This window comes from Methanobrevibacter boviskoreani JH1, from assembly GCF_000320505.1.
GTDB lineage: Archaea > Methanobacteriota > Methanobacteria > Methanobacteriales > Methanobacteriaceae > Methanarmilla > Methanarmilla boviskoreani.
This window is the reverse complement of sequence record NZ_BAGX02000035.1, coordinates 22,180-38,822: the sequence shown is the minus strand read 5'-3', so window position 1 is coordinate 38,822 and position 16,643 is coordinate 22,180. Positions and strand designations below refer to the sequence as shown.

13 protein-coding genes are annotated in these 16,643 nt (G+C 27.9%); 1 reads left to right on the top strand and 12 read right to left on the bottom strand.

Translation table 11 applies throughout. The features are described from left to right. The 6 genes from ON24_RS08580 to ON24_RS08555 form a co-directional block, all read right to left on the bottom strand. On the bottom strand, positions 1-2,429 hold a 2,429-nt coding region (locus tag ON24_RS08580), incomplete at its 3' end, for a right-handed parallel beta-helix repeat-containing protein (RefSeq protein WP_160162425.1). A 592-nt stretch (positions 2,430-3,021) separates the two neighbouring features. Then, a complete protein-coding gene (locus ON24_RS08575) occupies positions 3,022-3,657 on the bottom strand; it encodes a hypothetical protein (protein ID WP_040682646.1) in 636 nt (211 codons plus the stop codon). 19 nt (positions 3,658-3,676) lie between these two features. Further along, positions 3,677-5,725, bottom strand: a complete 2,049-nt coding sequence (locus ON24_RS09475) for a glycosyltransferase (protein WP_236254936.1) — start codon at positions 5,723-5,725, stop codon at positions 3,677-3,679. A gap of 536 nt (positions 5,726-6,261) precedes the next feature. Continuing rightward, the gene (locus ON24_RS08565) at positions 6,262-6,678 is read right to left on the bottom strand and encodes a response regulator (RefSeq protein ID WP_040682645.1); all 417 of its coding nucleotides are present in this window, start codon (positions 6,676-6,678) and stop codon (positions 6,262-6,264) included. Positions 6,679-7,437: 759 nt separating this feature from the next. Continuing rightward, entirely contained in the window at positions 7,438-7,776 is a 339-nt protein-coding gene (locus ON24_RS08560; RefSeq protein WP_268869987.1) for a response regulator, read from the bottom strand. Between the two features lie 36 nt (positions 7,777-7,812). Then, complete coding sequence (locus ON24_RS08555) at positions 7,813-8,880, bottom strand: sensor histidine kinase (RefSeq protein WP_040682643.1); 1,068 nt, start codon at positions 8,878-8,880, stop codon at positions 7,813-7,815. A gap of 488 nt (positions 8,881-9,368) precedes the next feature. Between ON24_RS08555 and bsh the strand changes: the two genes are divergently transcribed. Then, positions 9,369-10,346 (top strand): choloylglycine hydrolase, encoded by a 978-nt coding sequence (gene bsh / locus ON24_RS08550; RefSeq protein ID WP_040682642.1) that lies wholly within the window; start codon positions 9,369-9,371, stop codon positions 10,344-10,346. Positions 10,347-10,704: 358 nt separating this feature from the next. Here bsh and ON24_RS08545 read toward each other — a convergent pair whose 3' ends face one another. The 6 genes from ON24_RS08545 to ON24_RS08520 form a co-directional block, all read right to left on the bottom strand. Continuing rightward, complete coding sequence (locus ON24_RS08545) at positions 10,705-11,745, bottom strand: aldo/keto reductase (protein ID WP_236254935.1); 1,041 nt, start codon at positions 11,743-11,745, stop codon at positions 10,705-10,707. A gap of 257 nt (positions 11,746-12,002) precedes the next feature. After that, complete coding sequence (locus ON24_RS08540; RefSeq protein ID WP_040682641.1) at positions 12,003-12,566, bottom strand: TetR/AcrR family transcriptional regulator; 564 nt, start codon at positions 12,564-12,566, stop codon at positions 12,003-12,005. A 211-nt stretch (positions 12,567-12,777) separates the two neighbouring features. After that, positions 12,778-13,242, bottom strand: coding sequence for a GNAT family N-acetyltransferase (locus tag ON24_RS08535; RefSeq protein ID WP_040682640.1), 465 nt, complete (start codon positions 13,240-13,242; stop codon positions 12,778-12,780). A gap of 249 nt (positions 13,243-13,491) precedes the next feature. After that, the gene (locus tag ON24_RS08530) at positions 13,492-13,959 is read right to left on the bottom strand and encodes a flavodoxin (protein WP_040682639.1); all 468 of its coding nucleotides are present in this window, start codon (positions 13,957-13,959) and stop codon (positions 13,492-13,494) included. Positions 13,960-14,357: 398 nt separating this feature from the next. Next, positions 14,358-15,518, bottom strand: a complete 1,161-nt coding sequence (locus ON24_RS08525; protein ID WP_040682638.1) for a thiolase domain-containing protein — start codon at positions 15,516-15,518, stop codon at positions 14,358-14,360. Between the two features lie 12 nt (positions 15,519-15,530). Next, on the bottom strand, positions 15,531-16,571 hold the full coding sequence (locus ON24_RS08520; RefSeq protein ID WP_040682637.1) for a hydroxymethylglutaryl-CoA synthase: 1,041 nt from the start codon (positions 16,569-16,571) through the stop codon (positions 15,531-15,533). Between the last annotated feature and the right edge of the window lie 72 nt (positions 16,572-16,643).

The following is a 16,643-nucleotide window of genomic DNA, read 5'->3' as shown; positions in this document are numbered from 1 at the left end:
TAATTTCCAACTCCAGAACTAACATTATTTACTAATATACCTGATTGGTTTGTAGTGAATATAATAATTAAATCTGCAGTTTGGTTTGGTTCAAGGGTATCATTTAATATCCAGGTATTATTCTCAGGATTATATACCCAATTATAAGTGGATTCAAATGATTTATAGATTAAACCATTACTGAAATCATTATCACGAACAAAGATTCCAGTTAAATTACAATTTCCATTATTCATAACAGTAATATTGAATTTAGCATCATTTCCATTAAATACAATAGGTGTAAGTGTTTCCTTGACAACTGTTTCATTAGCACCTTCAGATAAACGGAATAAAAATGAATTTTGGGTTCCTTGAGGTGTTATAAGGAATTTGAAATCATAAATCCTAAATGTTCCGTTGTCTAAAACTTTAACATTGTTAGAGCTGTTAATTCTTAAACCTGAATTATATTTAGAAACTACATCCTGAATCATGGTATTATTACTGTTTAAATAATCGCCATCAGTTAAAATGTTTAACTCATTTTGTAATGGTGTACCATTGTAATATTCATAAATTAATATTTTAAGTAGATCTGAGATGTCTTCTCCATTTAACCTGTTAAATATTGTATAGTTATCAAAAACAACACCGTCTACAAGAGAGTCAGAGTATTGTTCTGCACAGTAACCAAGATAACCGTTATCAAAAGTTGATTGGTTTTCACTATAATTACCATTAACAATTCTATCGTTATTATAGGACAATATCTTTAAAGAAGAGCTATTAGAATTAATAATATCAACCTTGTTTAAAGCGACAATTGCTTTATCGTCTTCTGAAATATCATCATTACTAAAACTGGAGTTAACAATTGTAGAGTTAATTGAATAAATTGTTGAACCAATTTTAGCATTATTGTTTTCAAAAGTGGAATTAACAACAGTCATATTATTCATACTTATTGCTCCACCATAATTTTGAGCAGTATTGTTTATAAATTTAGAATCGCTTATACTGTCATTTGTACCTCCACTAACAACGGCACCACCGTTATAATAAACAGCTTTATTATTAGTGAAATTTGATGACTCAATATTGTTATTGGTACTGTTAGGACTGAATAGTACCGCACCACCCATAATAGCAGAATTGTTATCGAAACTGCTGTTTATGATTTGGGTGTTATTTGCAAAAGCATATACAGCTCCACCTTTAGTAAATGAAGAGTTAGTGTTATTAATTACATCCTTTCCATTATTGGTGAAAACAGAACCAATTATAGTGTTATTTTCTATAGCCTCATCAACATATGCACGGTATGCAATAGCTCCACCTCTTACAGCAGAGTTATTATTAAATGTACAATTAATTACTGAATTATTAGATCTAGTAAATAATATTGCACCACCTTTCTCATATGCCATATTATTTGAGAAGGTGGAATTGATAATCTTGTTTCCAATACCGTTTAATAATAATGCGCCACCACCCATAACACTATTGTCATATGCAACGTTATTTGTGAAATTGGAATTTATAATAGTTATAGGATTGGTACTACCACCACCATATATAGCGCCACCTTGATCATCAGCTACATTATTATTAAAACTAGAACCATTAATCAATAGATTTGATGATTTTTTATCATTAAAGATTGATCCACCATCAGTAGCTCTAGACTTATTAAATGTAGAATTGATAATCCTAGTGTTGCTTCCTGTATTATAAATTGCAGCTGCTAAACCAGCATAACAATTTCTAAATGTGGTATTATCAAAGACAGTATTGTTTACTGAACTAGCATATAAATATGCTCCACCACCATATGTAGCCTGACACCTTTCAATTGAGGTGTCTTTAAAGACAGTATTGCTTACACCTGGATAAATGAATACTGCACCTCCGGCATTAGCATAACAATTTCTAAAAGTACAATTTCTAATATTTGTATTACTATTTCGAATCAATAATGCTCCACCATAACTATTAGGAACATTTCCATTTATAAAGGTTAAACCGTCCAAGGTTACATTTGGTGATTTAATTACAAATATCCTATTTTTGGATTGACCATTGAATATAGGAGTAGCACCTTCAGCAGCTTTAAGAGTTAAAGATTTACTAATAACTAAATTTGTATTATTTTCACCAGAAAAAATCCCGTCATTTATAATAATTGTATCGCCACTCTTACTAGAGTTTAGTGCTAAATTTAAATTATTATAAGGATTATCAACACTTCCATCACCATCAGTTGTAGTATTTCCCCCTACATAATAAACATTGGATTGATTACCTTGGGGATCTTCTAGATTAAGATTTGTATTATTACTAACAGTAGATGTAGCATATTGTGAATCTGATACATTATTTAAATTAGTATTATTATCTGCAGCAGAAACCGCCCCTACAGAAATTACAAGAAGAGTAAATAAAAACAATAAAGTAAATGTTTTATTATTTAAAATAATTACACCCCTTATAAAAAAATTTATAATCATTTTAAAAATAAATGAAGCTTTTAAAATTTGCTCTTATCTTTAAAATATCTAAAAATTATTAGAATTGAAATTCTAAATAATTTAAGTAAATATTAAATTAATAAGTTGATTGATTAAATTTAAAATTAAATAAATTTAAAGTTATAACACAATTCTATAAAAATGTATAAAATCGCCTGAAACAATAAAAAAATATTTAATTAAACCTATTATTCTATCTTAAATTATAGATTAAAATAATATTTACTATTAATTATTTATATTTACTTAAAAATAAATTTAATGGATTTTAAGAAATATTAAAAATAAACAAATAAAGATAAATATCTAAAAACAATATAAACACCATAAAAATAGATTTTAAAAATTTAAAAAAAATAGATAAAATATGTACAGTAAAATAATAAAATTAAAAAAAAGTTAAAATTTTAAAAAAAATAGAAATGAAACTTTAAAAGGTTTATGTTTAAAACCAATCATTTTTAATTGAATTACATATGCCAACTTTAAAATAGCTTTTAAAAATAAAAAATTAAAAATCTAATTTAATGTTTAATCTACCTGCAACAAAATGTATAATCTTGTTTAAACCTGAGAAGAAACCGTCATAATGTTTATTGTGAATATTTGATATAAAATCCTCCATACGATCATCTAATTCCTTTCTATAGGAAGAATTATTATAATCATGTTTTGTAAAATAATGGATTTGTACGGAGTAATTCCTATCCTCCATTGTGAAAATATAGGTTACACCGATATTACTATTATTCGTTTTAGGTCCCCTTGAGGGATTCATAAAATACTGACGGGATACATTATTTCCACCTAAATCAACGGTACTGGTATTTAAAACCTTATAATTACCATGTTCCAAATGAGCTAATTTCTTCTCGGACACGGACGTTATACAGCCTTCTGGCCAATCATCCCACAAATCCCATACAACATAACGGTTAGTAATGGAATTATTGGTTTTAGCCTTATCTGTCCAATTTACCTGTTTTGTGGTATTCCATGCCTGTGGAACGTTTACGGTACTATCACCAAAAGTAATTCTATTCTCAGTACCCCAGGATAAAATACTATTAACCGTGCTTAAATTAGCAATCACATAAAGAAACATTATAACTATAATAAAACTGATCAACATGTCTTTTTTTCTCATTTATTCACCTCTAAAAATATTAATTATCTTCTTCCTCATCTTCCATACCTTTATGAGAGGTTTTAGTCCATCTTCTCTCAACCCTTGTAATCATAACCCACATTGTTTTAAAGAACAATGGAATCAGGTGGAAACAATAAAGCCAATATTCAACCAAGTCTATAATAAATCTTTTAAATTTCTTATCATCACGTAAAAGTGCAATGGTTATTCCCGGGAAAAATCCGATAGCTGAGATAAAACCGATTATCAAAGGTGCCTCCATACGTATTACAGTCGGAATATGTAGTATAAACCATGCAATTATATTTACGATAAATATAATAAAACCAACGAAAATGAATAAATTAAATGCATAATTACTGATATGTGAAATGATACCTATTTTTTTAAAGAGAGGTAATTTACAGGTAAGAATTCTTGAAAAATACACAAACAATGTTTCAAAATTACCCATAGCCCAGCGAACCCTTTGTCTCATGAAGTCACCCCAATTATCGACAGCCTCCTGATAAACAGCAACTTCCGGACAATATCTAATCTCACCACCATTAATCAATATCTTAACACTTAAATTTAAATCCTCAGTAACAGCAAATCCGTCCCATTTTCCAGATTTAATAATAGCATCTTTTTTAACAAACTGACCATTTCCACCAAGAAACCCGTTAAACTTAAGATTGTCCTTAGCCCTAAGTATATTTCCAAAACCTGCAAATTCCACATCCTGCATATTAGTTAGGAAATTCGTATCTCTATTATACATCCTTACACGTGACTGAACACCCTGTATCTTAGGATCGTTTAGATATGGCATCAATTTCTCTAAAAAATCGGGATGTACCTGGGTATCTGCATCAAATACCCCTACAACAGATCCATTAGCCAATGAAAGGGCATCGTTAAGTACAAACCCTTTACCTTTACCTGCTTTAGGTGGTCTACGAGTAATTATTCTCAAATTAGGGATTTCCTTCTTAAGATCAGATAAGATTTCACCGGTTTTATCCTCAGAACCGTCATTTACAACAATAATCTCAAAGTTAGATTTACCTTTATAATTATAATCCATGCCTCCAATGCTTCTAACAGTTGATTCGATAGTGTATTGTTCGTTATGTGCCGGAATAATAACGGAAACAAAAGGAGGTATCTCATATGGAGTTGGCTCAGTCATTTTAAATAGACTCACAATTGCTAAAAATATCATCATCACAGAAGGGATAAATATAATCCATTGAAGGAATGTTACATTACGGGATATAATACCATCTGCAATAAGGATTACAGAAAGCACTAGAAGCAAAGTGGAATATAGTTTTTCAATCCCCAATTCCACATTCTTCTCGGTCATCTTAGATTTAACATTAATTACAGATTTAACATTAGATTCATGTTTTTTAAGGGCAACTTTAATAACAAATTTAATCTCTTCAGGAGAATAATCTTCAAAGACAAAACCATAATTCGTTTCTATAAAAATACTGTAACCTAGATCATCATCTAAATTAAAGATATAGATTATGGGTATATCCAATTTATTGATAAGTTTACCTAACTCTTCACCATTTAATTTACCATAGATATCTAAACTCAAAAATACGATATCCGGAGTGTTTTCTTCAATAAAGTAAAGGGCCTCCTCACTATTATCAGAAACGCCTAAGAAGATATAATGTTCAGAATTTACCGTTTTTTTAATATTATCAATAGCTATATTACTTTTAGAAACAACATATACAGTTGGAATCCTTTCATGCTGTTTTTCAGTAACTAAACCATTATTACCATTATAGACAGTTATAGCCAAATCATCTGTCTTATTTGCATTATTTAATGATGAGATTTCATTATTAGCTATTTGATAAATAACATCATCATCAGTACCATCCATATTAACTGTATCATTATCATTTATACCACTAGCACCATTATCAACATCCCCATCTGCACTAACAAGATCATCATCATTTATACTGTTAGTACCCTTACTAACATCATCATCGACATCAATACCTTTATTGTTCATATCCCTGTCTGCAACAACAATATCCCTATCTTTATCCAATATTACACCTCCTTTTAGTTTTTTATTTAAATAAATAGATCCATTAAAAATGAAAAACCATATTAAATCAATTGAAAAAAATACTATTAAATCTTTAAAATACTTAACATTAATAAAGCAATTATAGAAAAAATCTAATTTTTATCAGTGGTTGGCTAAAAACTAACAAATATTCATAAAAAGGACCTTATAATAGATAATTTTGTATTTCAAGTAGAATTCCATATGTAAAAATTTAAATTGTAGTGAACCCTATTAAAAATAACAAATAATATTAAATTAAATTAAATTATTCCAATAATAAAACAGGAAATTTCATTTATATTATTAGATTTATTTAAAAAATACATTTATATAAGTATATTTAATAAAGTAATTAAAGTTTTATATTTTACAAAAATAAGGTTTTAAAAATTTTAGGATTGAAACAATCACTTCATTTGAAATACAATTTGCTTAAAAAAAAGAGATATCAATTTTAAAAAAAAAAATATTTTTCTTGAATCCTTCAAAAAATAAAAAAAACTAAAAAAAATTTATTTACCTTTTACAAAACCCTGAGCCATATTAAGTTTTTCAGCATCAACTTTAGAACGTTTAATTGCAAAGTCAACATTTAGACCAATCGTACGTTTATTAAAGGGTTTTGTAATAAAGCCATAGGAAGAGCTTTCCAAGACTTCATTAAAAGTATTATCATCAGAGTATGCAGTTAGAAAAATACAAGGCAAATTAAGTTCTGAAAGCCTTTTGGAAACATCAATACCAGTCATCTCACCTTTTAGATGAATATCCATAATAGTTAAATCTGGTGATAATTCCGCTGCAAGATTAATTGCATCTTTACCATTATCAGCTATGCCTACAACATCATAACCCAACTCTTCCAATGTAAATTTTAAATCCAGTGCCGTAATTGACTCATCTTCTACAATCAATATAGTATTTTTCATAAATATCCTTCCAACAACATTTTAAAAAAAAATATTATTTATAAATTTTAAGATTTAACCCTATCAGAATATGAAAGATTATTTTTAAAGAAGATGAAAATGAAAAATTAAAAAAATCAAACTTTGAAAAACAAATAATATTAATCAAATCTTAAAAAATATATTAATTTTTTAAATGATTGTTTAAATATATATTTGAAAAAAATTACATCTAATCAATCAATGACCTAAATTAATAATAAAATACATTCCGCTTAAATATATCTTATTATTAATAAAAGTATTTGAAAAGCTATATTCTTAAAAATGATTTAATTTAAGCTTTAAAGAAAATTTGAATTAAAATCGTTTATTTTAAAGAATATTTTCATAAAAAACATTTAAATCAGATATAATAAATAAATTTACAATATTAATATATAGATTTCTATTTAAATATTTATCTATTTAATTTTTTAATAAATTACATATTAGAGTATATAAACTCATTTTAAAAACAAAAATAATTAAACAGTTACAAAAATTATAAAAAAAATTGATAAAAATTAAATTAACAACCCTAGAAAAAAACCTTTTTTAAATTAAATGAAACTGAAAGAAAAATACAATAACTAGAAAAAGAGTTTATTTGTTTTAAGAATAATTAAAAAATAGAGTAATTACTTACAGATAAAATAAAAAAATAGAAAAAAACTAATAAAATCATCAAAATAAAGTTAAAAAATCAATTTAATGTAATTAAAAAAAATAAGTAAAAAATTACTTATTTAAAAGTTCATTAATCTTATCAAATAGATCTTCAAAAACGAAAGGTTTATTGACAAAAATTAGATTTTCGGATTTAATGAAATCATCAAGTTTCTTATCATGATTAGTTCCAGAAATAATAATAAATTTATAACCATCATCTTTAAACTTATTATAAATATCAATTCCAACAAATCCAGATTTAAGTTTTAAATCAGTGATAATTAAATCCGGTTTCTTATCAGAAATGATTTTTAACGCATCATAATAATCATCTGAATGATAAACAGTAAAACCTTTATCTTTTAATTTGAAACATAAATCCAAGGAGATTATTGCCTCATCTTCTATGACTAATATTGTTGTTATTATAACACCCTCAACAAATCAAATATCATCATAAGGGAACCTGATTTCACAGGCAAACCCTTTATCAGAATCAATAATTTCAAGATCTCCATCAACTTGTCTAGTTAAAGAATTTATAATAATCTTACCCAAGGAGTCTTTAGATGATTTTCCCTGTAAACCTATACCATTATCTTTATAACTGAAAAGAAGAACATCATTTTCACCTTTTAAGCTACAATAAATTTCTTTTTTGCCTTCAAAATCATCAGGAAATGCATATTTAATTGTGTTTATAATTAATTCATTTAAAACTAATGAAAATGGCATGATTGATTGTATATCCAGATTTAAATCCTCATCAATATCATACTTAAAGTCAATTTTCCAAGGAGAATATAAATCTAAAAAAAGAGATTTAAACTGCTTAAAAAAACTAGATAAATTTACACAGCCAAATACATCACCGGAGTAAAGTTTTTCATGTACAATTGACATTGATGAAATAAACAGTTTCATAGATTCAATAACTTCACTATCATCGTATCCAAATCTTTGTTGCAAATTAATTAAACTATTTAAGATTTGTAAATTATTTTTAACTCTATGATGTACTTCTTTAAGTAATAAATCTTTCTGATTAGAAGTTTCAATTAGTTCCAATTTATCTTTAATAACTCCCTCATCATGTAAAACAACTATTAGTAATGAAGGTTCACCATCAATAATAATATTTGAAAAATATATTTGTAAACAAAGAATCAAGTCACCAGTATCATAAAAAATATTATCCATAAAAGCAGATTGGAACTTAGAGTCCTTTAAATCTCTTAATAATTCACGTATAGAAACATTAAAATCATTATAATCAATAAATCTACTAATTAAAATGTCTATAAATTCGTCCCAACCGGATTTTTCTATAATATCCCCATCTATTTCAAATAGGTTATAAAAATTATCTTCATACTGAACTTTACAATCTTTCCATGTAATACCCAAAAAAGAAATAATCTCATTAACCTGGTCATTAACAGCTAAATGAACATTGAAAAATGGCTTAATATATTTCATTAAATCTTCTTTATCTTTATATTCATATTTCATGAACATCCCCATTTAACTAAAAAAAAATTTGTAACAAAACCTTAAAAATAATATTTTTAATACCTAAATTAAAATTTTATTGTTTATACTATATAAGTTTTTTATAAATTTAATATTCAGACAATTAAATAAAAATGTATACTTATAAATAAAAATAAACATTAAATAATTCATTAAAACCGATTAATATACAAATAATTTATACACTCCACAAATATTAAACAAGGTTTATAATATATCAAACAAAGTTTATAAAAAATCAAATATAAGATTTGATCTCTAGACATATAAATATAAAAATATTATCATAAAACATTATTTTTTATCAATATTAAAGAAAAAATGAGATTTAAATCAAATTTAAATATTAAAAATAAATTATAAAAGTTTAAGAAATATAAATAAAAAAACAAGAATATGGAAAATATTAATTACTGAATTAAAATAAATACAATATTAAAGTTATAATCAATTAGTGAGGAAAGACAATGTGTACTGCAGCAAACTATTTATCAAAAGATCATTATTTTGGACGTAATTTTGACTATGAACTATCATACAATGAGAAGATAACCATAACTCCAAGAAATTATCCATTAGAATTTAGGGTTGAAGATACAATAAACAATCATTATGCGTTTATTGGAATTACAGCAGGTATTGAAACCTATCCATTATATTATGATGCTACAAATGAAAAGGGATTAAGTGTAGCTGGTTTAAATTTCACAGATTTTGCAGACTATAAAGAGATAGATGAAAATAAAACCAATGTTGCATCTTTTGAATTTATTCCTTGGATTTTATCACAGTGCAAAGATGTTAAAGAAGCAAGAAAACTCTTAGAAAATCTCAATATTGTTAATATTCAGTTTTCAGACGAGCTTCCAAACTCATCACTTCATTGGATCATTTCAGATAGAAATGAATCCATAACCGTTGAGACAGTTGAAGAGGGCCTTAAGGTTTATGACAACCCAGTAGGTGTTTTAACAAACAATCCCCCATTTGATAAACAGTTATTCAATTTAAATAATTATAGATACTTATCCAGTAAAACACCAGATAACACATTTAGTGATGATTTAGATTTAATGGCATATAGTCGGGGAATGGGAGGTTTAGGTTTACCTGGGGATTTATCCTCAATGTCCCGTTTTGTAAAAGCAAGTTTCACCAAAATGAATTCACTATCCAGTGAAGATGAACTTGAAAGTGTTAGTCAGTTCTTCCACATTCTTGGATCAGTTGAACAACAAAGAGGCCTTGCATTTATTGAAGAACCGGATAAATATGAAATCACTATTTATTCCTCATGTGTAAATACAGATAAGGGAATCTATTATTATAGAACCTATGAAAACAGCCAGATTAATGCAGTCGATATGCATAAAGAGGATTTGGATTCTGAGAGTTTAATTTCATATCCTTTAATTAACAAACAGAATGTAAACTATCAAAACTAGATTAACGTTAAAAAAAATAATTCTTATAATTATTTTTTAAACTTTTTTTAAATCATTTATAATAAATCCAATAATTCAAATAAAAAAAAATAATTCTTATAATTATTTTTTAAACTTTTTTTTAAATCATTTATAATAAATCCAATAATTCAAATAAAAAAAAAATAATTCTTATAATTATTTTTTAAACTTTTTTTTAAATTATTTATAATAGACCCAATAATTCAAATAAAAAAAAAAATAATTCCTATTTTTAAATTTCTAAATTAAAAAAAATTACAAGAACAAAAAAATAATCAAAATAAAATCTAAACCAGAAAAAAATAAAAAAATAATGAAACTATAAAAATAATTTCATTTAAAGGGATACACCTGATCCAAACTCTTCATTGATCTTTTCAAGCCATTTAGCGATTTTAATGTTCTGTGGACATAATTTAGTACATTCACCACAGGCATCACAGTCTGCAGCAGAGCCAAACTCTTCACCCATTGAAAGAGTTGTATAATATATTGGAGCGTTAGCTGCATCGACGCCTTCCCTTTTTGAATCATTGTATAATCTAATATATTTTGGTATTGGAATATTATGTTCACATGCGGGAATACAATAATTACAATCAGTACATGGAATAACCACATCATTATTAATTAAAATAGATGCCTCACCTATCATATAAGACTCATCTAATGTTAAAGGCTTAATATTCTCAAAGATATTAAGGTTATCCCTCATTTGTTCAATACTACTTACACCGGACAAAATAACCATAGGATCCAAACCAGAACAGAACTTAAATGCCCATTCAACTGGACTGATATCAGGATTATATCTTTTAAATAAGGAGTCTACAGAACTAGGAATATTTACCAACATTCCACCTTTAATAGGTTCCATTATAATAAGTTCCTTACCATACTCTTTTACCAAATTACAACATTTCCTTGCCTCTATTGAATCACTATCCCAATCAAGATAATTAACTTGCAATTGTACAAATTCAATCTCAGGATGTTCATCTAATATCTTTTTAAGGAATTTAGATTTGTCGTGTAATGAAATTCCAATATGCTTAATTTTACCTTCCCTCTTTTTATCCACTATAAATTGAAAAGCATCAGTATTTTCTACAGCTTTCCTTGTCCATGTAGAAACATTGTGTAACATATAATAATCAAAATAATCGACACCACATCTTTCCAACTGTTCATTGAAGATTGGTTCTAATTGTTCCCTCTTCTCAATAGAAAACATAGGCAATTTATCTGCAATAATTACATCTTCACGGGGATATCTCTCAATAACTGCTTTTCTTAATGCCACTTCACTCAGTCCCTCATGATAAGGATAAGCGGTATCAAAATAATTATATCCCTTTTCAATATATTCGTCCACCATCTGATTAACCTGTTATTGATCTATGCTAGTTAAATCATTCTCATCTGAAAGAGGCAACCTCATTAAGCCCATACCAAAAAGTTTCATAAAATCACATACCTTATTAAAATCATATATTTTATAATACTGACTAAATACTCAGTAATCTAATATTAAAATATAATATATATAAATATTATTATTAGACCTAGTAAAAAATAGCTGAAAACAATAGAAAAATTAAAGCTGGAAAAAGTTTTAGGAATAATTACACGAAATTAATCATCCTTAAGACTAACTCCCTTCCATAGGAAATCAAAACCGATCCTTTTAATCTTATCTACATCCATGTCAGGATTATCATTAATAAAGTTTACAGTTGCTGTAACATCATGAAACATGAAAATACTAAATAATTCGAAAGGTTCTTTAACTTCACCCTTTGATTGGAATTTATTATAAACCTTTGAGAAGAATTTACCTTGATTAAATAATTCTTCCTCAAAGTCTTCATTGACCAATGCGGATTCTTTAGATTGAACAATGAAACTATATTCATATGGTTTCATCAATGCATAGTCAACCATCCTATCCCATACTTCAATCATTCCCCTTTTAAAATCTTTTTTCTCATTTAAATCCTTAACATAATCAATAAAGTCTTTATTGGCATATAAAAGGGCCTGATGGAAGAGGTCTAATTTTGTTGGAAAATAAATAAATAAAGTACCTGAACCTACATTAGCCTTTTCTGCAATACTTGCTGTAGTAGTATTACCATAACCATTTTTAGAAAATAGTTCTATTGCAGATAAAAGTATCCTTTTCTCTTTATCTTTCAAAATAATCAACCTTTTATAAATAAATCTTAATATGATAATATTATAAATTAATAATATATAAAAATTATAGATTTTAAAAAAAATTGAAAAATGAGAAAAAACTGACTAAAAAATTTTTTAAAATTAAAATTTAATTTAAGCCAACTTTAAAAATAAATATTCCATTTCTAGCCAATTTAAAATAAAGATAAAAAAATAATAAAAATAATAATTAAGTTAGATATTTTTCAAGAAATATGAAATCGAACTTTAAAGCCAATTCAGGCATATATTCAAATTTATATGGAGTGTAACCATTCTTCTTATAGAAACTTATATTTTTGGTGCATAAGGAATTTGTAAACAACTCTGCTCTTTCTGCATTAGATTCTGCTTCAATAGTATTAAGTAAAGTACTACCCAATCCACAGTTTTTCAATTTAGGATCAACAAACAACTTACTAATATGAACTGTATTGTCCTCAGTTACACTTCTAACAGAACCTATTATTTTGCCCTCATCATCAGTAGCTTTTAAAATCAAACCATTATCAAACTCCTCTTGTACATTTGATACTGTTTGATGAAGAGGCTCTATGGAATAATCCCTAGTCTTTCTAGCCTGAGTTATAAATGCCTTATATTGTAAATCCAAAATTTCTTCTATGTCATTATATTCAGCTCTTTGAATTTCCATTTTGAATACCTCACAAATTTTATGTATTCATAGAATGATAATATTAAAAATCATCATATATAAATGTGTTTATTTTAAATGGGAAAAGATAGGAGTTTTTTATACAATATATTAAACTGTGTATAAAATTTTATTAAAAAATAAAAATACCTATATAAAAATTAAACAAACAATAAAAAAAAATAAAAGTTGGAAAAATAAGTTAAAATAGAAAGTTTTAATTCTATTTTTTAACAGTGCCCCTATATCTTAGAGGTTTAATTTTGACTTAATATCCTCCTCAGAATCAGAGGAGCTGAATCTTACTCCCGGAATAAATTCTGCACCTGGTGCAGATGGTTCAAGTTCCGGAATAGTGTTTCCAAGGCTACTTCCACCTGAGGTATAGGATACAACAATCCTTTTACCGGACAAATCATATTCTTCAAGGAAACTATTGATTATCTTAGGTGCCACATACCACCATATTGGAAATACCAAATAAACCGTATCGTATTGATCCATGTCATTTACCTTTGTAGATACCTTCGGAATTTCCTTACCATCCCTCTCTTTAACATTACGACTTTCAGGATTCCTATAATCCAAATCATCTGAGGAGTAAGGTGTTTCTGGAAGGATTTCAAATAAATCTCCATCAACAACATTTGCCAATTTAATAGCGGCATTTTTACTGGTACCAGTACATGAGAAATATGCAACTAAATTGTTTACCATAATATCACCTTTTTAATATTAATAAAAAATGACTGAATAATCAGTTTTATAGATGAATTTTAACATCATATTATATAAAGCTTTTTAAAAATTAAAAAAAAAAAATAAATTTTATAAACAATATTAAAACCATCCAAATAATATAAAAGTAATAGATTACCTAAAATAAGAAAGATAAGGATTAAATAAATGAAAATAGGAAAAAATAAAAATAATCCAATATAGAAATGGAAATTAAAAAGAAATTGAAAGTAAGAATAGGCCAATTGTATAGTTAGAAATCAAAAAGTCAAAAAATAGGAGGAAAAAGTAATCTAGAATAAACAATTGAAAACCAGAAAAAGTGTTTTAATAATCTAAAAATAATCAAAAAAAAAGAAAATAAAAAAGGGAAGTGTTTAGTTAGGGTCAACACCTAAAATATGTACAGCACAGGTACCTCCGGTACCACCTACATTATGAGTGAGTCCGAGTTCTGCACCTTCTACTTGACGTTTTCCAGCTTCTCCTCTTAATTGCCATACAACCTCAGCTGCCTGAGCAAGACCAGTTGCACCTAATGGGTGACCTCTAGCTTTTAAACCACCTGATGGGTTAATTGGATGATCACCATCAATTCTTGTTTGACCATCTGCAATAACTTTTCCACCTTCACCTTTCTTACAGAATCCTAAATCCTCAACAGCAAGTAAACCATTGATTGTGAAACAATCATGTACCTCTGCAAGATCTATATCCTTTACAGTTACTCCAGCTTGTTTATATGCTTTTCTTGAAGCATAAACAGTAGAATCAATAGTAGTCATATCCCTTCTATCATGAAGTGCAATAGTACCTGAAGCCTGTTGTGAAGCTTTTACATAAATTGGAGTATCAGTATATTTCTTAGCATCCTCAGCCGGACATAAAACAACAGCAGCAGCACCGTCAGAAACAGGTGAACAATCGAATAAAGTTAAAGGATCCGCAACCATTGTTGAGTTTAATGCCTTATCCACGGTAATCTCAAATGGGAACTGTGCCCTAGGATTGTTAGATGCATTGTGATGAGCAACTACTGCAAATTCTGCAAGTTGTTCTCTTGTAGTACCATATTCATACATATGTCTTTTTGCAATCATTGCATATAATGAAGGGAAAGTTGCACCTTGCTGAGCTTCCCATTCCACATCAGAAGCTGTTGCAATAGCAGGTGTAGCATCAACAACATCAGTCATTTTTTCAACACCAGCAGATACAACCACATCATGATATCCTGAAGCCACAGCTAAAATACCCTGTCTTAATGCTAGACTTCCGGATGCACATGCTGCCTCAACTCTTGTACATGGAATTGGATTTAAACCCATATGGTCAGATATAAGTGATGCAATATGTTCTTGGTTTACAAATAAACCAGATGACATATTACCAACATACATTGCATCAATATCATCTCCACCAATATTAGAGTCTACAATAGCTTCAATACCAGCATCTGCAACAAGGGATCTAAATGATGAATCCCATAATTCTCCAAATTTTGTTTGTGAAACTCCTATAATTGCTACATCTCTCATTGTAATACACTCCTATGACATTCTAATTTTACCTTTATATTTAGCATAAACTGCATAATCAACATAATGTTTCTCATTAAGATAATCATCAGTTTTAGGAGCTAAATCCCTAACTTCATCAATTCTATCATTCACTTCAATAGTGAATGCATCACTACCAGCACCTGAACCATAACTTACTACAAATATTTTATCTCCAGGTTTTGCAATATCTAAAATATGTGATAAACCTAAAGGAACAGCACCAGAATAGGTATTACCAATATAAGGTGTTAATAAACCTTGTTCATATTGTTCTGGTTTAAATCCTAAGGTTCTAGCAGCTCTAATATAGAATTTACCATTAGGTTGGTGGAAACAACAATAATCATAATCTTCCGCACTAGTCTCGGACATTTCCAACATTCTTTTTGCTGCACCAAATACATGTCTATAATATGCAGGTTTACCGGTGAATCTTCCACCATGTGAAGGATAAGTCTGACCTTCTCTTCTGTAAAAATCAGGAGTATCTGTAGTAAAACTGCAGGTTCTTGTAATATCTGCAATTGTATTTTCCTTACCAATTATATAAGCAGCTCCTCCAGCGGATGCAGTATATTCTAATGCATCACCAGGTGCACCTTGGGAAGTATCTGCACCGATAGCTAAACCATATTTAATCATATCAGATCCAACTAAACCCATATTCATCTGAATACCTGCAGTTCCTGCTTTACAAGCAAATTCTAAATCTGCGGCAGTTAAATTTGGAGTTGCATCAATTGCATCTGCAACAATAGTAGCAGTTGGTTTAACTGCATATGGGTGGGATTCAGATCCAACATATACTGATCCAATATCTTTAGGATCTATTTGAGCTCTTCTTACTGCATTTCTAGCAGCCATAACTGCAATAGTAACAGCATCTTCATCAGGAGCAGGTACTGATTTTTCGTTAACAACTAAACCTTTCTTATATTGTTCAGGTTCATCACCCCATACTTTAGCAATTTCTTCAACCTTAATCCTATAAGAAGGTACATAAGCACCATAACCTACGATTCCTACCATAAAATCACACCGTTTTACAAATAAATTAAATCAAATTAAAATTCCATAAAGTTTTAATCATTATTCAACTAT

Excerpts from the sequence above, each read along its gene's own strand:
- ON24_RS08575 (WP_040682646.1), bottom strand. The coding sequence starts at position 3,657 with ATGAGAAAAAAAGACATGTTGATCAGTTTTATTATAGTTATAATGTTT.
- ON24_RS08565 (WP_040682645.1), bottom strand. The coding sequence starts at position 6,678 with ATGAAAAATACTATATTGATTGTAGAAGATGAGTCAATTACGGCACTG.
- ON24_RS08555 (WP_040682643.1), bottom strand. The coding sequence starts at position 8,880 with ATGAAATATGAATATAAAGATAAAGAAGATTTAATGAAATATATTAAG.
- bsh (WP_040682642.1), top strand. The coding sequence starts at position 9,369 with ATGTGTACTGCAGCAAACTATTTATCAAAAGATCATTATTTTGGACGT.
- ON24_RS08545 (WP_236254935.1), bottom strand. The coding sequence starts at position 11,745 with ATGGTGGACGAATATATTGAAAAGGGATATAATTATTTTGATACCGCT.
- ON24_RS08535 (WP_040682640.1), bottom strand. The coding sequence starts at position 13,242 with ATGGAAATTCAAAGAGCTGAATATAATGACATAGAAGAAATTTTGGAT.
- ON24_RS08530 (WP_040682639.1), bottom strand. The coding sequence starts at position 13,959 with ATGGTAAACAATTTAGTTGCATATTTCTCATGTACTGGTACCAGTAAA.
- ON24_RS08525 (WP_040682638.1), bottom strand. The coding sequence starts at position 15,518 with ATGAGAGATGTAGCAATTATAGGAGTTTCACAAACAAAATTTGGAGAA.
- ON24_RS08520 (WP_040682637.1), bottom strand. The coding sequence starts at position 16,571 with ATGGTAGGAATCGTAGGTTATGGTGCTTATGTACCTTCTTATAGGATT.